At 39.9% G+C, this 17,317-nt stretch carries 24 protein-coding genes; 8 read left to right on the top strand and 16 right to left on the bottom strand.

The annotated features are described in order from the left end of the window. Window positions 1-14: 14 nt before the first annotated feature. From IPF86_02315 to IPF86_02305, 3 genes are all read right to left on the bottom strand, one after another. Window positions 15-722 carry a hypothetical protein gene (locus IPF86_02315; GenBank protein ID QQR49905.1) on the bottom strand — a complete coding sequence of 236 codons (708 nt, stop codon included), beginning with the start codon at window positions 720-722 and terminating at the stop codon, window positions 15-17. 93 nt (window positions 723-815) lie between these two features. Beyond that, the gene (locus tag IPF86_02310; GenBank protein ID QQR49904.1) at window positions 816-1,784 is read right to left on the bottom strand and encodes a lysine 2,3-aminomutase; all 969 of its coding nucleotides are present in this window, start codon (window positions 1,782-1,784) and stop codon (window positions 816-818) included. 116 nt (window positions 1,785-1,900) lie between these two features. Continuing rightward, window positions 1,901-2,317: a hypothetical protein gene (locus IPF86_02305; GenBank protein ID QQR49903.1), complete on the bottom strand. Its 417-nt coding sequence runs from the start codon at window positions 2,315-2,317 to the stop codon at window positions 1,901-1,903. An 82-nt stretch (window positions 2,318-2,399) separates the two neighbouring features. Here IPF86_02305 and IPF86_02300 point away from each other — a divergent pair, with 82 nt between their 5' ends. Together IPF86_02300 and IPF86_02295 are read left to right on the top strand one after the other, a co-directional pair. Then, window positions 2,400-2,780, top strand: a complete 381-nt coding sequence (locus IPF86_02300) for a hypothetical protein (GenBank protein QQR49902.1) — start codon at window positions 2,400-2,402, stop codon at window positions 2,778-2,780. A gap of 154 nt (window positions 2,781-2,934) precedes the next feature. After that, window positions 2,935-3,261, top strand: coding sequence for a hypothetical protein (locus IPF86_02295; protein ID QQR49901.1), 327 nt, complete (start codon window positions 2,935-2,937; stop codon window positions 3,259-3,261). Between the two features lie 33 nt (window positions 3,262-3,294). Here IPF86_02295 and IPF86_02290 read toward each other — a convergent pair whose 3' ends face one another. Continuing rightward, on the bottom strand, window positions 3,295-4,047 hold the full coding sequence (locus tag IPF86_02290) for a hypothetical protein (protein ID QQR49900.1): 753 nt from the start codon (window positions 4,045-4,047) through the stop codon (window positions 3,295-3,297). A 132-nt stretch (window positions 4,048-4,179) separates the two neighbouring features. Between IPF86_02290 and infC the strand changes: the two genes are divergently transcribed. From infC to rplT, 3 genes are all read left to right on the top strand, one after another. Continuing rightward, window positions 4,180-4,692, top strand: coding sequence for a translation initiation factor IF-3 (gene infC, locus IPF86_02285; protein ID QQR49899.1), 513 nt, complete (start codon window positions 4,180-4,182; stop codon window positions 4,690-4,692). Window positions 4,693-4,761: 69 nt separating this feature from the next. Then, a complete protein-coding gene (locus IPF86_02280) occupies window positions 4,762-4,947 on the top strand; it encodes a 50S ribosomal protein L35 (protein QQR49898.1) in 186 nt (61 codons plus the stop codon). 50 nt (window positions 4,948-4,997) lie between these two features. Then, a complete protein-coding gene (rplT, locus tag IPF86_02275) occupies window positions 4,998-5,339 on the top strand; it encodes a 50S ribosomal protein L20 (GenBank protein ID QQR49897.1) in 342 nt (113 codons plus the stop codon). Window positions 5,340-5,369: 30 nt separating this feature from the next. On the opposite strand, the gene IPF86_02270 is transcribed toward rplT, so the two are convergent. The 6 genes from IPF86_02270 to IPF86_02245 all read right to left on the bottom strand — a co-directional run bounded on the left by IPF86_02270 (window position 5,370) and on the right by IPF86_02245 (window position 12,067). Beyond that, window positions 5,370-6,017, bottom strand: a complete 648-nt coding sequence (locus IPF86_02270; GenBank protein QQR49896.1) for a hypothetical protein — start codon at window positions 6,015-6,017, stop codon at window positions 5,370-5,372. A gap of 10 nt (window positions 6,018-6,027) precedes the next feature. Further along, window positions 6,028-7,395, bottom strand: coding sequence for an MBL fold metallo-hydrolase (locus tag IPF86_02265; GenBank protein QQR49895.1), 1,368 nt, complete (start codon window positions 7,393-7,395; stop codon window positions 6,028-6,030). A 52-nt stretch (window positions 7,396-7,447) separates the two neighbouring features. Continuing rightward, a complete protein-coding gene (locus tag IPF86_02260) occupies window positions 7,448-7,894 on the bottom strand; it encodes a hypothetical protein (GenBank protein QQR49894.1) in 447 nt (148 codons plus the stop codon). A gap of 301 nt (window positions 7,895-8,195) precedes the next feature. Then, window positions 8,196-8,675 (bottom strand): nucleoside-diphosphate kinase, encoded by a 480-nt coding sequence (ndk, locus tag IPF86_02255; protein ID QQR49893.1) that lies wholly within the window; start codon window positions 8,673-8,675, stop codon window positions 8,196-8,198. A gap of 68 nt (window positions 8,676-8,743) precedes the next feature. Continuing rightward, window positions 8,744-9,232, bottom strand: coding sequence for an NUDIX domain-containing protein (locus tag IPF86_02250; GenBank protein ID QQR49892.1), 489 nt, complete (start codon window positions 9,230-9,232; stop codon window positions 8,744-8,746). A 111-nt stretch (window positions 9,233-9,343) separates the two neighbouring features. Continuing rightward, window positions 9,344-12,067 (bottom strand): type IV secretion system DNA-binding domain-containing protein, encoded by a 2,724-nt coding sequence (locus IPF86_02245; GenBank protein QQR49891.1) that lies wholly within the window; start codon window positions 12,065-12,067, stop codon window positions 9,344-9,346. A gap of 103 nt (window positions 12,068-12,170) precedes the next feature. Here IPF86_02245 and IPF86_02240 point away from each other — a divergent pair, with 103 nt between their 5' ends. The 3 genes from IPF86_02240 (at window position 12,171) to IPF86_02230 (ending at window position 13,033) form a co-directional block, all read left to right on the top strand. Further along, complete coding sequence (locus tag IPF86_02240; protein ID QQR49890.1) at window positions 12,171-12,347, top strand: hypothetical protein; 177 nt, start codon at window positions 12,171-12,173, stop codon at window positions 12,345-12,347. Between the two features lie 99 nt (window positions 12,348-12,446). After that, window positions 12,447-12,593 carry a hypothetical protein gene (locus IPF86_02235; protein ID QQR49889.1) on the top strand — a complete coding sequence of 49 codons (147 nt, stop codon included), beginning with the start codon at window positions 12,447-12,449 and terminating at the stop codon, window positions 12,591-12,593. A gap of 23 nt (window positions 12,594-12,616) precedes the next feature. Continuing rightward, window positions 12,617-13,033, top strand: a complete 417-nt coding sequence (locus IPF86_02230; GenBank protein ID QQR49888.1) for a hypothetical protein — start codon at window positions 12,617-12,619, stop codon at window positions 13,031-13,033. A gap of 37 nt (window positions 13,034-13,070) precedes the next feature. Here IPF86_02230 and map read toward each other — a convergent pair whose 3' ends face one another. The 6 genes from map to IPF86_02200 form a co-directional block, all read right to left on the bottom strand. After that, entirely contained in the window at window positions 13,071-13,838 is a 768-nt protein-coding gene (gene map / locus IPF86_02225) for a type I methionyl aminopeptidase (GenBank protein ID QQR49887.1), read from the bottom strand. Window positions 13,839-13,960: 122 nt separating this feature from the next. Then, window positions 13,961-14,560 carry a nucleoside monophosphate kinase gene (locus tag IPF86_02220; protein QQR49886.1) on the bottom strand — a complete coding sequence of 200 codons (600 nt, stop codon included), beginning with the start codon at window positions 14,558-14,560 and terminating at the stop codon, window positions 13,961-13,963. A gap of 57 nt (window positions 14,561-14,617) precedes the next feature. After that, entirely contained in the window at window positions 14,618-15,889 is a 1,272-nt protein-coding gene (secY, locus tag IPF86_02215) for a preprotein translocase subunit SecY (GenBank protein ID QQR49885.1), read from the bottom strand. Between the two features lie 5 nt (window positions 15,890-15,894). Next, entirely contained in the window at window positions 15,895-16,335 is a 441-nt protein-coding gene (locus IPF86_02210) for an uL15 family ribosomal protein (protein QQR49884.1), read from the bottom strand. 6 nt (window positions 16,336-16,341) lie between these two features. Continuing rightward, the gene (locus IPF86_02205) at window positions 16,342-16,956 is read right to left on the bottom strand and encodes a 30S ribosomal protein S5 (GenBank protein ID QQR49883.1); all 615 of its coding nucleotides are present in this window, start codon (window positions 16,954-16,956) and stop codon (window positions 16,342-16,344) included. Between the two features lie 8 nt (window positions 16,957-16,964). Beyond that, window positions 16,965-17,309: a 50S ribosomal protein L18 gene (locus IPF86_02200; GenBank protein ID QQR49882.1), complete on the bottom strand. Its 345-nt coding sequence runs from the start codon at window positions 17,307-17,309 to the stop codon at window positions 16,965-16,967. Between the last annotated feature and the right edge of the window lie 8 nt (window positions 17,310-17,317).

The raw sequence follows: 17,317 nt of genomic DNA, 5'->3' as shown, positions 1-17,317 counted from the left end.
AATAATGCGGGTTTTTATTTTAAAACTGCTTTTATTGACACCATACGCTTATATTCAAAATTTTTATCATCCCGACCTTTATTACTTTCAAGTAAATATGCATTAATTTGCATTTCATATTTATACAGTGGACATTTTGTAACAATAGTTTGAAATTCTCCATCTTCTCCAGTACAGTCAACTCCACACAATTCTAATCGATTGCAATATTCAACAGTTAGTATTTCCCCTACAGAGACTACCTGAGCAACATCTGATCGCACACTAATTATAGGCATAACGAAACCAAGAGAAACCAAATATTCTATGTATGCCTTCTTTCCATATGATTTTACATAACTACGACCTGGTGTATAAACTTTCAATTGAGTTTGCCTTATTAGGAGCTCATCAATGCCATTTGGGTGCCCAAGATCTCCGGTGTATATTGATTCAATATTATTCTCGTGTGATATAGATTGTATTTTTTGTGCTAAAGAATTATCCAACCCATCAGTTTGTATACTAATGGATTGAAACATCCCAAATAGAGATAGGTACATTTGCCAAAAGATATGGTCAATTTCCGGGCCGTCAGTAAATTGTACTTGATCACTTTTGTTTACAAATGAAAGTAACACAGGTTCATATCCATCTAATAGTGCTTTGTAAAGTGCAAATACACTATCTTTACCCCCGCTAAAGAGCACTAAAGTTTTCTGTTTTTGAGACATTGTTTTCATATGAATATTTATACCCTTTATCGATACACTATGCACAGAAAATTATGTACCAATAAAGGGTGACAAATGTATTAAATATTTGCCACCAACTATTTATATGTAATCCGAAAGGGAAAAAGATTTTCTATCAAAATCAAAAAATTCTTTTCCTGAAAAATGATGCGGGACAGTAACTTTACCACGAGCCAGACCTGAAGCATGCTGATTTCCCTCAATATCGATAACATGCGTGGGTCTATAGATCCCAGGAAGACGTTCGAAAACTTGTCTAACTATTGCAATTTCCTTATTCAGATCTTCTACAAAACCAAGCGCATGAGTGTGAGGTTTTGATTGACAATGATAAAGATAATAGGGAGATATCCCATTTTCCACAATAAGATCAAACATCCGCACGAGAGTACCAACATCATTATTTACTCCTTTCAAAAAAACTGACTGAGATATTAAGGTGTAGCCTATATCTTTCAATTCCAAGATGGCATTGCAAGCTTCTTTTGTAAACTCATCAGGGTGACTAATGTTTAATGAAAGATACGGTATCTTCTTAGCAGTCTTAATACAAAGAGAGACATTCCTGAGTAACCAATACTTCCCTTTCATGCCAATCGGGTTCTGCAGCGGAAATTTTGTATGAATTCTGATTGTTTTAATATGATCTATTTTCGAAAGCTCTTGTACACATGCCGATAGTTCAGAGAGAGAATTAAGTGGATCACCACCAGAGAAAATAACATCTTTAATATCTGCATCTGCTCGTATGTAAGAAACAGCTTTAGCGAGATCGAGCGCATTCATAGTCAAATCACCGTAATAATTTGGATCACCGACTCCGGTGGGTAAACGTTCACAAAATGAACATTGCGCAGCACAAATCCCGTTAAGCAACAGTACAACGCTTGGTTTAAATTTATGCACAAGCCCTGGCGAAACTTCAAACGTCCCTTCATTTAAAGAATCTGCTTTTGGAACCTCAGGAGTTTGAGCATATATTTTTGCAATTGCGGGTGAATTTTCAATTAACGCACGAAGATAGTTGTTTAATCTATGATCTTGTATCATTATTTATATTTTTTACGTAAAGAAAAGTATTATCTACAATATACCACATTTTTAAAAAATTACAATGCATAGGTCATATTAAAACCCCGCATTATTTCGCGGGGTTTTGTTTTTTATTAAAATCGTACTTCATCGGCGCAATCATGCACAAAGATCGCGCCAGGCTTTCTAGTGATATCAGAAAAGGTAAAGTTTGTATAATCTAATCGCCAAACTTCCTTCTTCGGATAACAGCTAAAGTCTGTATGCGTTTTATGAATGCGCACATATATTTCACGTGGACGGTTCGGGATATTTATCTTCTCCCATGATGCATCAGTTCGCTTAACGAAAAACTCATCACTGCACTGACCGCTATATTTGACAACGAGCCCAGAATCCGCCAGAAGGTTATCATACAATGCAAATCTGAAAACGTATTCAATTTTCTTGGGATTGCAAAAAATCAATGAATCTTGCGTCTGCGCATGTGCGATGGGTGTATATTTGCTTAAAAAGAAAAGACCAATAATGAGCATGAGTATCTTTTTCATAAAGAGCTTTCTTTATATAGTACCACTCTATTTTTTCAATAAAAAGTAGATCTCTTTGACGCAGTCTAATTTATATGCTTAAATGCAAGAAACATTTTTCATGGAACATAAAGAGCGTTTTATAGAAGATACAGAGGATAGGACTAATTTCGTTGGGCGATTAGTGGAATTTTATTCAACTGAAAAAAAACGACAGCGAGGGTGTATCAGTGATATGACCAAACATAATAGCGATACCATATTTTTCTTCCATATCCAGATTGTCGCAGTATGGGATGAGAAAATATGGTCTGACGGTGATGATGCAGATCTTATCTGTAATATTAAGGATGACAATATCCTATATTCTGATGACGGGACAATTACGATTAAAACAAAGGGCGAAGAATGGTACATTTTCCCAGAAAATAAAACTGTAAGTACCGCACTCCTCCTGAAAGTTGCTTACAAACAACCAAAATAATTTACTCCAACCCGACAATATTGTCGGGTTTTTCTTTTGGTAAATATATGCTTCAATAAAGAAAATCGCCATTATGAATAATTGGGAAATTTTTATTGCTCTTTACTGCGCACCAGCGTGTGACTATCCGATATGTAACAGATTTTTCGAATGTATGGATATTGATTCCATATATCGCGGCCAAATCAAAGAAATCTTTGTCAAAGGAACAACTATTGAAATTTGGTTTACAGAAATATGGGTACCAACGAGAAGCAATTGGAAACTCCATGAGCTCAAACCACCATCGTTTTCATGGGACATGCGTGATTCGATATATGAAGAGGAACAGACTAGTGCAATATATATCGATGCATTCCTGGTTGGTTCGCTTTATATCTTCCCTAAAAGCATAACGAGAGGTGAATTGTTTATTCTGTCACCAGTCATCTCCGAGAAAAGGACCATTGATTCACTACTTGAAAAAACTCACTACAATTAGCGTTCATGTCCTATATCATGAGCGTTTTTTCTTTTATTCTATATCCAAAGTATAGGAACCTACCTGAGTACGTATGAGTGAGAAAAGTGCTGCGGGAGTACCAAGTTCCTTGCCCAGAGTATCTGCAAACACTCGCACATAAAAACCAGAACTAACCGTCAGGGTTACCGTTGCCATGCAATATTTTCGGTCATGGTGTAGTATTTCTTTCCAAGCATTTCCTATTGCTTCTTGTCGAAAATCTCCTTTGATCAAAGATAAAAGCCTAGTTACTCGTTCGCCGATGTCCGCTGAAGTGATTTCTTCGATCTTCTCTAGTGTTATGGCATGCATGGTGACTTCATGCTCTGGAAGTAACACCACCTCCCCTTCTCTAGCGTAGGTAAACAACGGTTTACCTCTTACCGTTTTTGATGCATATGCCGGATATGGTTGGATAAATGTAGATGGATATGTTTGTAGTATGTTTTCCAGTGAGTTGGCAAAGGTAGTAGTGTCGGGTAAAACATGAAGAGAGCTTGCTGGTATACCCAAGAGATCATGGGTATCAGTAGTAATACCAAAGAGTATTTGTGCAGTGTAGACCTTAGGAAGCCCGAGGTAGGTATCTTTTTCTTTGCATGTTTCTCCACCGAGAATTAGAAGCAAACCTTCTGCCGCAGGATCAAGTCTACCGGCATAGGTAAGCGGTATGTCTCCTAGATTTTTATCAAGACGCAGTCTCTCGAGTGCCTCAAGTGGTGTTTCCCCTAGATTTTTATATACAAGAAATAGATTTTCTTCCACACAAGTAGCCTAGCATAGAAAATCACCTATATGCTTCTAGTGTGTAATCCATTGACTTTTCTTAGGTTACAAGCTATATTTAAGCCTAGGTATTCGTATCTATTTATTGCTATTTTTGTTACCTGATATCACTTGCGAGAGAGAATCAACAATCAAATACGAGCCAAAGAGCTACGTGTCATTGATGCCGATGGTGCTAATTTAGGCGTTTTATCCTTTGAGGATGCATTCGCCAAAGCTAATGCCCTAGGTGTCGATCTTATTGAAATTGCTCCGAATTCCAATCCCCCAATTGCTAAGCTCATGGATTTCGGCAAATATCTCTACGAGCAGAACAAAAAACAAAAGAAAGCAAAAGCAGGTGCAAAACCAACAGAAACAAAAGCAATCCAAGTTAAAGTTGGCACTGGAGAACACGACTTATTGCTCAAAGCTAAGCAAGCATCTATTTGGCTTAAAGAAGGACACCGAATCAAAGTTGAGCTTTTCTTGTCAGGCAGATCGAAATACATGGATGAAAAATTCCATCGTGAACGCCTCGATCGAATCCTGCATTTAATAACAGAAGACTACAAAATCGCTGATGCATATAAGCGAGGACCAAAAGGCCTTATGATAACCATCGAGCGCGATACTAAAAAATAATTCTATTGAATCACACAAAGATGTATGCTAGGGTAATGAAAGCTCTAGTTTACATAATCAATTAAATCCATGAAAACAAATAAATCCTATACAAAAAGACTCAAGATCACGAAGACTGGCAAGCTGATGGCACGCAAGCCTGGCTTTAACCATTTCAATGCTAAACAAAGCCGCACAACGCAGCTCGCTGGCAGAAAAATGAAGGTTTTCATTATGAAAAATAAAGTCAAAAGCCATTTGTTGCCAAATATATAGAAACTGGCATCTCCCCTTTTTACTAATTACTATTTACTAATCACTATTTTATGACCCGAGTTAAACGAGGTATTATCAAAAATAAACGCCGAAAAAATACTCTAGCGAAAACTAAAGGCTACCGATTCGGTCGCAGCACAAAAGAAGCTCAAGCAAAAGAAGCTATCGCACATGCTGGCGCCTATGCATTTGCTCACCGCAGAGACAAAAAAGGCACACGGAGACGAGAATGGAATACCGACATCAACGCAAGCGTCCGCACACTCGGCATGTCATATAGTGTTTTCATCGACAAGCTCAAGAAAAAAAATATTGAAGTTGACCGTAAGATTTTGGCTTCGCTTGCTGGTGAGCACCCTGAAACCCTAAAACGACTCGTAGGAACTCTCTAATAAAAACCCCCGCTTTTGCGGGGATTTTTATTAGAGTAATGTTTTCAATGCTGGCGCACCGACTTTAAATTCTGCTATCTTATCTTTGGCAACAAGTGCCATTACTTTTTCCACAAGTCGCTTGGGATCGCTATCAAAAACAATTTTGGGATTAGATCTATGTCCTTCTTCAAGTATCATTCTGATTTCTTTATCCATATTCCATGGACCCTCTAAGACGCCTATTGGCTTGCCATCTTCAAATGCAATAGTAAATTCGTGTATAGTGCCTATTCGTCCACAGCCTATGAACATAGCGTCAGTACTCCTCGTAAACAGAAGATCTCGCCCGGGGAAACCAAACCCAGTGTAAATAATGAGATCAGTATAATCTAATGGCAAACGGAAAGTTTCAACATGCTCTCTCTCATTTGCTGCTGGCGAAAGTCCAATAACAAGCCCACGTTCTTCTTTGGCTCCTATAGAAGACCAGAACGGAAACCCTGTAGTAGCTCCAGTAACCAACACCCCGCCTTGGCGGATAATTTCACGTCCTAATTCTTTGGCAATATCAAGCGCTCCAAGTCCGCAATGCCCTGTTTCTGCTGCACCCGAAACACCAAGTTTTACTTTTAAATGGTTATGCTTCTCACCATTACCTATCGGTCCGTTGTAACAAATATATTTTTGATCATCCATATGTTCTAGTTTACCATGAGATCGTGATTGTTTCTCCTCCTTCGGGTGCTACGGCATCAATACCGAGCATGTCGCGGAGCTTTTGAACTAAAAAGAACGAAGATTTCGGCTCACCCATGACGACAAATACCTTTTGTACTCGCTCACTCATAGTTTCAACAAAACCTACCAAATGATCAGAATCTTTATGACCAGAGTAGCCACTAATTTTCACAATATGTGCTCGCACGGGCACATCTTCACCAAAAATTCTCACAGTTTTAGCACCGTCTTCGATTTGTCTCCCCATCGTGCCAGCAGACTGATAGCCAGTTAGAAGCAGAGTGTTATTTTCATTTGGTAAATAATTTTTCTCGTGATGAATAATTCTGCCGCCGTTCGACATACCAGATCCTGCGATAATGATCTTTGGGTTTGGAGTTTCGAGAATATGTTTTGATTCCTTGGTTTCAAGTGTAGACATAAGACCAGGAAAAATAAATATGTCATCACCATGCGTGATGTGTTCCCTAGCAGCATCATTGTATAAGTGCTCGTAGTTGCGATAAATCTTTGTCAGCTTGATCGCAAGTGGCGAATCAAGAAATATAGGCATCTGCGGAATGCGTTTGTTTTCTACGAGTGTATTAATCTCGAACAAAAGCTCTTGGGTTCGCTCGAGGGAAAATGTTGGGATAATCAGCGTACCTTTACGCTTGTAGTTGTCCTCAATAACTTCTTCAAGCTTCTTGCGGCGCTCGTCGCGGGACTCATGATTACGATCACCGTAGACAGACTCCATAATAAGATAATCTGCATCATCGACGAGCTCAGTATTTTTAAGTATTGGCGATGGCGAATTGCCTAGATCTCCGGTAAAAACGAAGTGCTTGCCGCCATAGAGAATACTGAGCATGCCAGAACCCAAGATATGACCAGCATCGCGATAAAATATTTCAAAATCTGGACCAATGTCTATCTTTTCATGATATTCAAACCCATTCCATAGAGCTAAAATCTTTGGGACGATTGGAGCTGCATATATTTTCTCCAAATGATCTTCACCTTGGTGTCCCAATATAGCAATCGTGTCCTCAAGCATTGGAACGACGAGATCTTGTGTTGCTCGAGTCGAGAAAATTTTACCCTTGAAGCCGTCATAGACTAATTTGGGAATTTTACCGATATGATCAACATGAGCATGAGTAATAAAAAGGTAATCAATACTTGCAGGATCATATGAGAAGTCTTGCCAGTTACTATCATCAGCGGCCTTTGTTGATTGGATAAGACCGCAATCAATCAAAATTTTCTTACCGCCAATTTCAAAAAGAAAATTGGCACCGGTTACTGTACCTGCGCCAGCGCAAAATGTAATACGTGCAGAATTTTTATCCATAAAAATAGTATACCCTAGCCTTGCATGTATCTCAAACGCTCGCTAGGTTTTTTTACTGTATTGATTCCGCTGGAGTAATATTTTCTTTAATGCTAGTACCCACGGATTTAAGGTACAGCAATCCCACCAATCCCCCCGCAAGATCAAAACAGATATCACTCAAGGAATCTACAGTGTTACCCAACATTGCACCAGTAGTATGACTTACGACAAATTCAAAAAATTCCCATGATATACCAAGAATTAATACGAACAACATGAGACGTATAGTGGGAATACTCCTAATATCTGAAATAGCCAAATGTTTTCGTTCGAAAATAACTAGCAACAACCAATACCCAAACAAAGCGAGCCATACTCCCCCCAAGAAATGCATTGGCATATCAAACCACCACATACTTATATACCAATAGAAAACGCTCGCAATGAGATTTGTGAGGAAAATAAAAGCTATAAAGCCCAGCAATGTGTAGCCAAGCTCTCGGCGCATCAATGTCATGGCATTAGTCTACACTATGTAGAGGAATAAAAAAATCCCTGCGATGCAGAGGTCTTTTTTAGGATTATTCTTTAGTGATTACCATAGCCATAGTAGCTACGTGGGTGTTCGAAAGTAAGTATTTCAGTCATCCGAAGATAGCATCCATACCTACAAATCAGAAATTCCCATAAAAAAATTGTTCTAAGTAATACACTAAAAAATAATCCTACTTTGAGTATAGACTGTTGCTCATACCTTGGCAATCTAGACTTTCATAATAATTGTTTCAAAACAAAAATTGCCCCGCATGGGGCAATTTTTATGCATCTTTGTGATCTGCGTAGATAAAATCAATATCAATTTTTTTGTAATCAAAGAGTTCTTTTGAGTCAAAGAAACGCTTAATTTCTATTTCACCTGCTTCAACAGTGTCAGAAGCGTGCACCAAATTTGATTGAGCACTCATTGAGTAATCGCCTCGGATTGTCCCCGCACCTGCTTCATACCCTCTTGTAGGCCCAACAATAAGCCGTATAGCGGAGATAGCATTAATACCAGAAAGAGCCACGACGACGACAGGCGTTGATTTCATGTAATTCAATATTCCTGGGAAAAATGGCTTATCTACTATATGTGCGTAGTGCTCTTTGAGAACCGCATCATCAACGGTCATCATTTTTAACCCTATTACCTTAAGGCCTTTACGTTCAAATCGAGAGATGATTTCTCCAACAAGATTACGCTGAAGGGTATCAGGTTTTATTATAATAAGTGATTGCTCGTCGTTTGGTCGTGGCATATAAAATTAATTACGAATAAAGATGCTTGTATCTTACTAGAGAAGTCTATACAGAGCAAATGACTATATTAGTATGCTCGTTTCCATTCTTTCTGTATTCCTTTCCTCTTTGCATCTGCCATCACGAGTCCATCATAAATACCATCGACAAGGTTATACCCCTTTGCTTCTTCAAGGCTCACCCACGCAAAGTCTTGTGTCTCACCTTCTTGAAGAATAATATCGCCTCCCACATATTCTGCCATAGACGAAATCACGAGCGATGGCGCACCATCAGTATGCACCGTAGCGAGCGACGTCACATATTCGACATCACCTATCTCGATGCCAACTTCTTCTTTGACTTCACGACGAAGGGTTTGCTCAAGGACATTGTACCAATAGTGTTCTGTGTCTTTCGGAAATTCGAGAAAATCCGCTGGCTCCAAATGTCCACCTGGCACCGTCCACATTTCTGGAAAACGTTTCTTATCTTTTGACCGCTGAGTGATCAAATACTTGCCGTCCTTCACAACGATGGCGGTAATTACAACTTCAAATGCTGTATAGTTTGACATGAAGAAAGTATACCAGAACAAATAAAGAAATCAGAAAGATTTTTTGTAGTGAGGACTTGTTTGAGCGAAGCGAGTCCCGCAACAAGAAAAATCTTTCTGATTTCTTTATACTTACCTGGACTGATCAAATTTCGCAAATACTGCCGCTTCGACTTCTTCCCTATCGCTACCATATTTCAAGTATGAAAGTTCTTTGAGTTTATCAACCATAGAGAAATCTGCTTTAGGAAAATCAGCCGTAACAATGTTGAATGGCTTCAGTGATGGTGCACCATTGATGATCATGCTCATGTACGCATTACGGTTATCAAGCTTGGTAATGTCCTGAGCAGTAAATGTTGGCGCGAATTTCGATTCCAGGAATCCTGCATCTTCAGGAGAGACTCGAAACACTGCCATCGAGCCAACGTTACCGAAAACTGCACCTTTGATGTCTTCCGGAAGCTGAGCGATATATTGATGTGCCATGTTGAGCGACAGACGATATTTACGCGCCTCAGAGAGAATAGAAGCGATCGCAGGCGTCGTCACGTTTTGGAACTCATCGATGTAGAGATAGAAATCAGCTAACGTTTTACCATATGAATCAACACGAGATAGTGCTGCCATTTGGAGCTTCATAACAATAAGCATACCGATAAGATTTGCATTGAGTTCACCGAGACGGCCTTTGGAAAGATTAACGAGAAGAATTTTCTTGTTGTCCATGATGTCTCGGAAATTAAGCACAGACTTCTCTTGGAGCACAACAGGCCGCATGAATTCGTTCGATATAAAGACATCAAACTTTGACGTCACGTATGGCACAAAGTTCGCAAGACCCTGATCCCCCGTGGTTGCTTCAGCGCCAGCCCAGAATTGTTTGACGATTGGATTTTTGCAATGCGAGAGCTTCATATCGCGGAACGATTTATCTGCCAAGACACGCGTAATTTCAAGAAGTGTGCTACCACTTTCCAAGTGATCCATAACGAGATACGCGCTATTTTTGAAATATTGTTCGAACATCGGCCCACCACCTGTCTTCATATCGAAAAGCTGATTGAATATGAGCATGAGAGTGTCGATCACCATTGTCTTTTGTTCTGGGAAACGGGGATCATACTCAAGCATATTAAGCGCCATTGGTCGCGGAATGTATGCTGGGTCAAAGTAGATGACATCATCGATACGCTCTTTTGGTACATACGAAAGAATATCTTGTACATCGTTGCCGTGCGGATCAATAAAGCAACAACCTTCGCCATTTTTGATATCCTGCGCAATCATTGACTTTAAAATACCGGTCTTACCAGTACCTGTCTGACCGATAACATAGAAATGTCGCATACGGTCTTCTCGCTTCATATGTACGGGAGTCTTCATGCCTCGATATTCGTTGTAGCCAAGCAAGATGCCGTCCGTACTCATATCCACAGGTGCAGGCGCAATACCAGCCTTGGCTTCTTTTAACTGCGGATTACCAACACCCATCGGAAAGTGGAAAACAGTCGATAACTCAGTAAAATTTAATGGCATCATAATACTCTCTTCATACAATCGATACGAATATGCATGAAAAAGTTCCGCCAACTTTCTATCATTTATTTTATTAAATATAAATTTGTTACTGTTTGGTTCTGCAAATTGGTTGAATGCTGATTCAAGCTCAGATAAAATATTATTTGCCCTTTCTTTGGTTTCTGCAGAAGCAATAATACGAATACCACTTACGACAATCGTACTTTTGATTTTCTCGCCAACTTTTGTGACTGCATTATCGTCGATTTTCTTTTCTTTCTCTTTTTTAGTTCCACCAAAAATCAAATCCTTAGAAGCAGACAGAAAGGCTGCGCCAATATTGTTCTTATCGGCAGATTCTTTAATCGTCATGCCGTCTTTTAGATCAGCAAGCATCGATGTAAAGCGTTTAATAAATTTATCCCCTGCAGGTGCAATAACAAACTGTATTGCTGCCCCCTCACCAACACGCTTCATTTTAGTAAAGACATTTAAGATAGAGTTCATTGGATCATGATCGAGTGTGTCATGCATTTTTATCGGCAAGGCATCGGACTCTGCAAGTGTTGCAAACGCCCCTGCTGCACTACCGTTTGCATTGAAAATATTATAATCATCAGTAATTTCACGAATCTTAGCATCGGTATAGAAAGCAAACACTTGTTTCTCAAAAAGCGGACCTTTCCCCGCTGGTATAGCCGCATAAATAATCACTTCATCACTTGCACTTGAGAGTGCTATTTCTATCGTGTAATACTCTTTGGTTTTATTGGATGTATCACTTGCGACAGATTGCATGCCTGCATAAAACTGTTCCATAGCGCCGAGGAGTTCCTTGAAGCCACGTTCTTTACCAGCAGCTACTGGCGGTAATGTAATCTCAAAAAGCGACATATTAAGTCCTTTGAAAATTGGTGTGCCATCTTTGAGTCCGGGTACAGCATGGGTAGCGATTAGATACTGTGCCAAAAAACGATGAAAGTCATCATCAATATGAGGATTATGAAATCCATTTGCCATCTCAAGCGCGACCTTTACCCCACGCGACAAAAGTACCCCTAAAAGCTCTTCCATTTTTGTATCATGAGGTTCAGGTGTAAGCGGAAGTGCAAAACCTTCGATTTCTTTTTTAGTAACTTGGATGTTCGTAGTTAACACTTGCTCCTGCGGAATTTCTTTATAGGAAGCAATCGCCTCTTTGGCAACACTTTCTGTGGAAGCTGGAGTTCCTTGCTCTTTTAGTTCCTGTTCACGCCTCGCAACATGTTCTCGCAAGTAAGTAAGCTCCTCTTCAGGAGTTTGAAATTTAGGAAGTTCATTAAACGTCGGCTGCATTGTTTGTATTATAGAATACTTTGAAAAATAACCTATACAAACTCGCACTGTATATGTATTGACAAAAGAGTATAAATAGTATATAATCTAAAAAAATCAAATTATGGAATTCATAAAGTGGATAGTTGGAAAAATAACTTCAATCGATGGCTGTAGTTATAATGCAGCAAAGAGAGCTAAGAATATTAAAAAGCTTAGCAAAGAAAAAAAGGTGGTGGATGGAACGTCTACTGTAATAGAAGAGGTTTCAACTACTAAGTATGCTATAGCAAATAACTAATAATCCCCTCCACACTCGTTTGTGCGGAGGGGATTTTATCTTTGACATACTGTTGTTCCCCGCTATAATAGAGATAATCATTATTAATCACCCACCACTATGACTGACGAAGAAATCACACAATTAGCACAAAAAATCAAGGACGGTTTAGCATCTGAGGAAGAAAAAACCCTCTTTTTCAAAGAGTTTAATTCTCTCATCGATTCACTTAACGGAGATTTGGAGAAAATACAGAAAAGCGAATAAATTATAAGTTTAAATAAAAAATTATGGAAATAATGCCAGGTATCGGGAAACGTGCGGAAACAGGAACAAATACAAACACAGATCAAACAGCAGAAATTGCTCAAGACGCACTTATGGATGAGTTAATTAATGAGACTGTAACACCAAAAACACAAGAGGAAGCTGCATTACTCACTAAGGCAAAAGATATATATACAGAAGCAAATCAAATCACAATACAACAAGAAGAGCAGCACCCAGAAACTGCTTCAAATATTAAAAAAAATATTATAAAATTTGGTGGCGCTTTGGCAATACTATTCGGAGCAGGGGCGACCGGATACAGTGCTCATGAGCTTATGGAAACAGGTTCAATCGCATATCTTGCAGCTACCATATTATCTCCATATATATCAATTAAAGGTCTCAATGAAATTCTGCCTGACAAGAAAAAGAGTTAAAGGTTTTTAAATTAAAATTCCGCCATCTGGCGGAATTTTAATTTAAACTTGTCAAAATTTCAGGCTCTCCTTTGGTGATAAGAATCGTATGCTCAAAATGTGCACTTTGTTTGCCATCTCTGGTTTTGACTGTGTAGCCATCATCTTCAAATACAACCTCTTTGCTTCCTAGATTTAGCATCGGTTCGATCGCTATAACCATGCCAGGTACCAACCGTTCACCTTTGCCCGCTTTACCAAAATTCGGCACATAGGGATCTTCGTGGATTGCTCGACCAACACCATGCCCTGCAAGCTCACGCACAATACCGTAGCCATAAGGCTTCACATAAGCCTCAATTGCAGCGCCTACGTCGCCTACTGTGCTCCCACCCCTTGCAGCTTGTATTCCTATCATGAGAGCTTCTTCGGTTGTCGAAAGTAATTTTTGTAGCTGCTTGGTTGGTTTACCAACGGCAATAGTCCTCGCGTGATCAGTAAACATACCATCATGTTTAAGTCCTAGATCAATCGAAACAATATCACCTTTTTTGAGTTTACGATTTGTCGGTATGCCATGTACTACTTCATCATTAATTGATGTACAAAGAGCCGCGGGATAGGGATAATTTGCACCATCAGGTGTGTAGCCTAAAAATGCTGCAGTATCACCGCCTTCATGTATTAGAAGTTTTGCATAGCTATCGAGTTCGCCCGTAGTAATTCCTGGAACAATTTTCTTGGCTACCATATCTAAAATCCAAGCGAGCCTTTTGCCGCCTTCACGAAGTATTGCTATTTCTTTGTCAGTTTTGATGATGACCATATGACTAAATACATGACCAGTTACCTGAACCAATAAAAAGTTTTCAGAGGATTTTTTTAGTCTGGCCTCTTTGCGAAAGCAAAGAGGAGAACCGAGGACCAAAAAAATCCTCTGAAAACTTTTTATTTAGAAAAATTTATTTTCTCCTGAAGCTCTGCCCAAACTACTTCTATAGATTGTTCACCATTTACTTCAATGAAGTTATACCACGGCTCATTACGGAAATACTCAACTGCAGGCATTACATCTTTATCAAACCAAGCCAGACGCTTGGTTACCTCATCTTGACTGCGATCATCCGAACGCTTGCGGTCTCGTAATCTCTCTTGGGACCATGCATTGCTTACATTCATATACACTATAGTTGGCTTTACTCGCTGATAGAAGCGAAGCGCTCCATCGAGAATCATTGCTTCCCCTAGACCTCTTGGTGTGCCATCGAGCACCATATGCTGTCTGCCATTTAAGCCGGCGATAAATTCATGTGACCATACATGAATAGCGAGAAATGATGGTTGTAATTCACCAGACTTATAAATATCATACGCCAGTGAACTAGTGAACGTCGGCTTTTTTATTAATTCGCGAAATTGCGCACCGGTTTCCAAATAGAAAACATCACGATCATGATCGCGAGCTTTGAGTATATCTATCAATAACTTGGCTTGGGTACCCTTCCCACAGCCTGACCGGCCAATGAAGATAAAGGTTTCTGGATGCATATTTGTAGTATAAATGAAAACAACAAAATAGCGAGTATGGTGCCATACTCGCTATTTTTAGTATTCCCTCATTGACACCTGGGCATCAATTTTTTTCAAGAGATCGATGATAACTGAGACAACGATAAGGAGTGCAGTACCACCGATAGCGATCGTTGTAATACCACTAATAGCTTGCATGATAAGCGGCAACACTGCCACAAAGCCTAAGAATAGTGCACCTAGGAGCGTAATACGCGTCACAATCGTTCCAACGTATTCTTCCGTTGCTTGACCTGGACGAATACCTGGAATAAATGCGCCACCTTTCTGCAAATTTTCTGCCATCGTATGTGGATCAAAGGTCACCGCAGTGTAGAAGTACGTAAAGAGGAAAACCAAAACGAAGTATGCGATACCGTATGCGACTGAACCTTGAGTAAATGATAACAGTACGGTTGATGCTTGGTGAAGGAATCCGTTCGTAGAGGTTGCTAGTAAGTTCCCTAACAGCTGTGGGAAAAGCAATATGGCTAATGCAAAGATGATCGGAATAACACCAGCTTGGTTGATACGAAGTGGAATATACGTCGATGTGCCACCTGATACTCGTGAGCCTCGTACTTGTTTAGCATAAGTGACTGGAATCGGTCGTTCTGCTTCGGTGACCATAACGACACCGGCAATCATAACAAACGCGACTACAGCAAATAATATGTAGATTGGAATTTGCGATGGGTCGTAACTAAAAATCAATTGGCTAATTTCCCGTGGCATTTGGGATACAATACCTGCAAAAATAATGAGTGAGACACCATTACCGATGCCATATTCTGAAATAAGCTCGCCGATCCACATAAGAAGTATCGATCCGGCAATAATGACGATCAAGTTAACTGCAATTGCAAACGGTGTAAATGATTCAATAATACCTTGGCGGTTAAGAACAATAAGGAGTGTAAAGCCCTGGAGTGCTGCAAGCGGTACCGTCAAAAGCCTTGAATACTGCGTAAAGCGCTTGCGACCAGCTTCGCCTTCTTCTTGATAGAGTGACTTGAGCCTTGGAACCATGAGTGTCAAAAGCTGCATGATGATAGATGCCGTAATGAAAGGTCCTACCCCAAGCATGATGATAGACAGATTTGAAAGTCCACCGCCAGAAAAAATATTGAGAATGCCGAAAAATTGATTTGTTGAGAGGAATTGTGCAAGTCGTGCCGCATCAATGCCAGGAATTGGAATTGCCGCAAGCAATCTAAATGCTGCTAACATTAAAATGACAAAACCGATTCGCTTCAAGAGCCGTTTGTCATGAAGAATAATTTTTATCTTATTTTTTAGCTTTTCCATTTGTTTTATAAAATAGTACTACCTCCGGTGGTAAGCTTTTCTCGAGTCACTACTGAAACGAGACAATCCTTGATTGTAAGCTTCTTAGTAAGTTCACCATCACTTAATATTTTTACACGAGGAGTAACACCCTTGGTCCTTGTAATGAGACCCTTAGCAAGCAAACTGCTTGGTGTCACCACTTCGCCAGTTGTGAAATGCTTTTCAAGCACTGCAAGATTGACTGTTTTTGGCTTATACGCAAAACTTTTGAAACTATTCTTACCGCGACCACGTCGCTTTGGAAGCTTCTTTATGATATCACGAATCATTGGGCGAATCTTGTGCCCCGCACGAGCTTTCTGACCTTTGGTTCCTCTCCCAGAAGTTTTACCGCGACGACCGCCTCGGCCGACAGTAATCTTTTTTGGATTTTTATTTTTGCGTTGTAGTGTATGGAATTGCATATAATTTTATTGAGTGAATGCTTGAGCCTCTTCAACAACAGATACACGTCGCTTCTTGGCAATACTACTTAATGCTTTGATTGTTGCTTGTGCATTATTGAGACCATTTTTACTTCGTGAATAAATCTTGGTTGTGACGTCTTTAAGACCAAGGAGGATAACGATATCACGAACAGTACTGCCGGCTACGATTCCCTTGCCACGGTTTGGCATCAACATAACACGTGAGCTTGCGAATTTGGCAGATATGTCATACGGGATTGATCCAGTCTTTGTCATCGAGACTGTAATCATGTTTTTTCGAGCATGCTTGAGAGCTTTGGCGATAGCGAGCGCTGTATCTGATGCCTTGCCAGTACCAAATCCTACTGAACCCTTTTTGTCTCCTATAATCATAGCAACTGAGAAACTCATACGGCGACCACCGGAAACAACACGAGTTACACGTCGGATTGAAACTATCTTCTGGTCAAATTCAGGCTTTGGTCTTGCAAAAGATCCACCGCGACCTCCCCGACCACTACCTCCACCACCGCGAGTACCTCGTCGTGGACGATCAAACGCAGGTGCCTCAGCTGGTGCATTCTCTGGTATTTTAGTTGTTGCTTGTTCTGGTTCCATAATAATAGTTAAAATAATAGTCCGCCACTGCGTGCTTCATCAGCCAATAATTTTACTCTACCAGTATACTTGAATCCATTGCGGTCAAACACAACGTTTGTGATCCCTTTGTCGATACCAGCCTTGGCGATTGCTTTGCCGATTTCTTTTGCACGCTCATTTTTTGTACCTTTTGTAATCTTACTATCAGAAGCCTGCGCAAGTGTTACCATTTTGACATCATCAATAAGCTGAGCATAGATAAATTTATTTGATCGAAATACTGTAAGTCGTGGACGCTCTGAAGTACCTGATATTTTCATCTTGATTTTTCGCTTGATGCGCAATCGCTTTTCAGTTTTTTTGTTTTTCATTTTCATAC

The sequence above is a fragment of the Candidatus Nomurabacteria bacterium genome (genome assembly GCA_016699085.1).
Classification (GTDB): Bacteria; Patescibacteriota; Minisyncoccia; order Phycocordibacterales; family UBA9973; genus CAZLWF01.
Note: the sequence above shows the minus strand (reverse complement) of the source record. Positions and strands in the feature narration are given on the sequence as shown.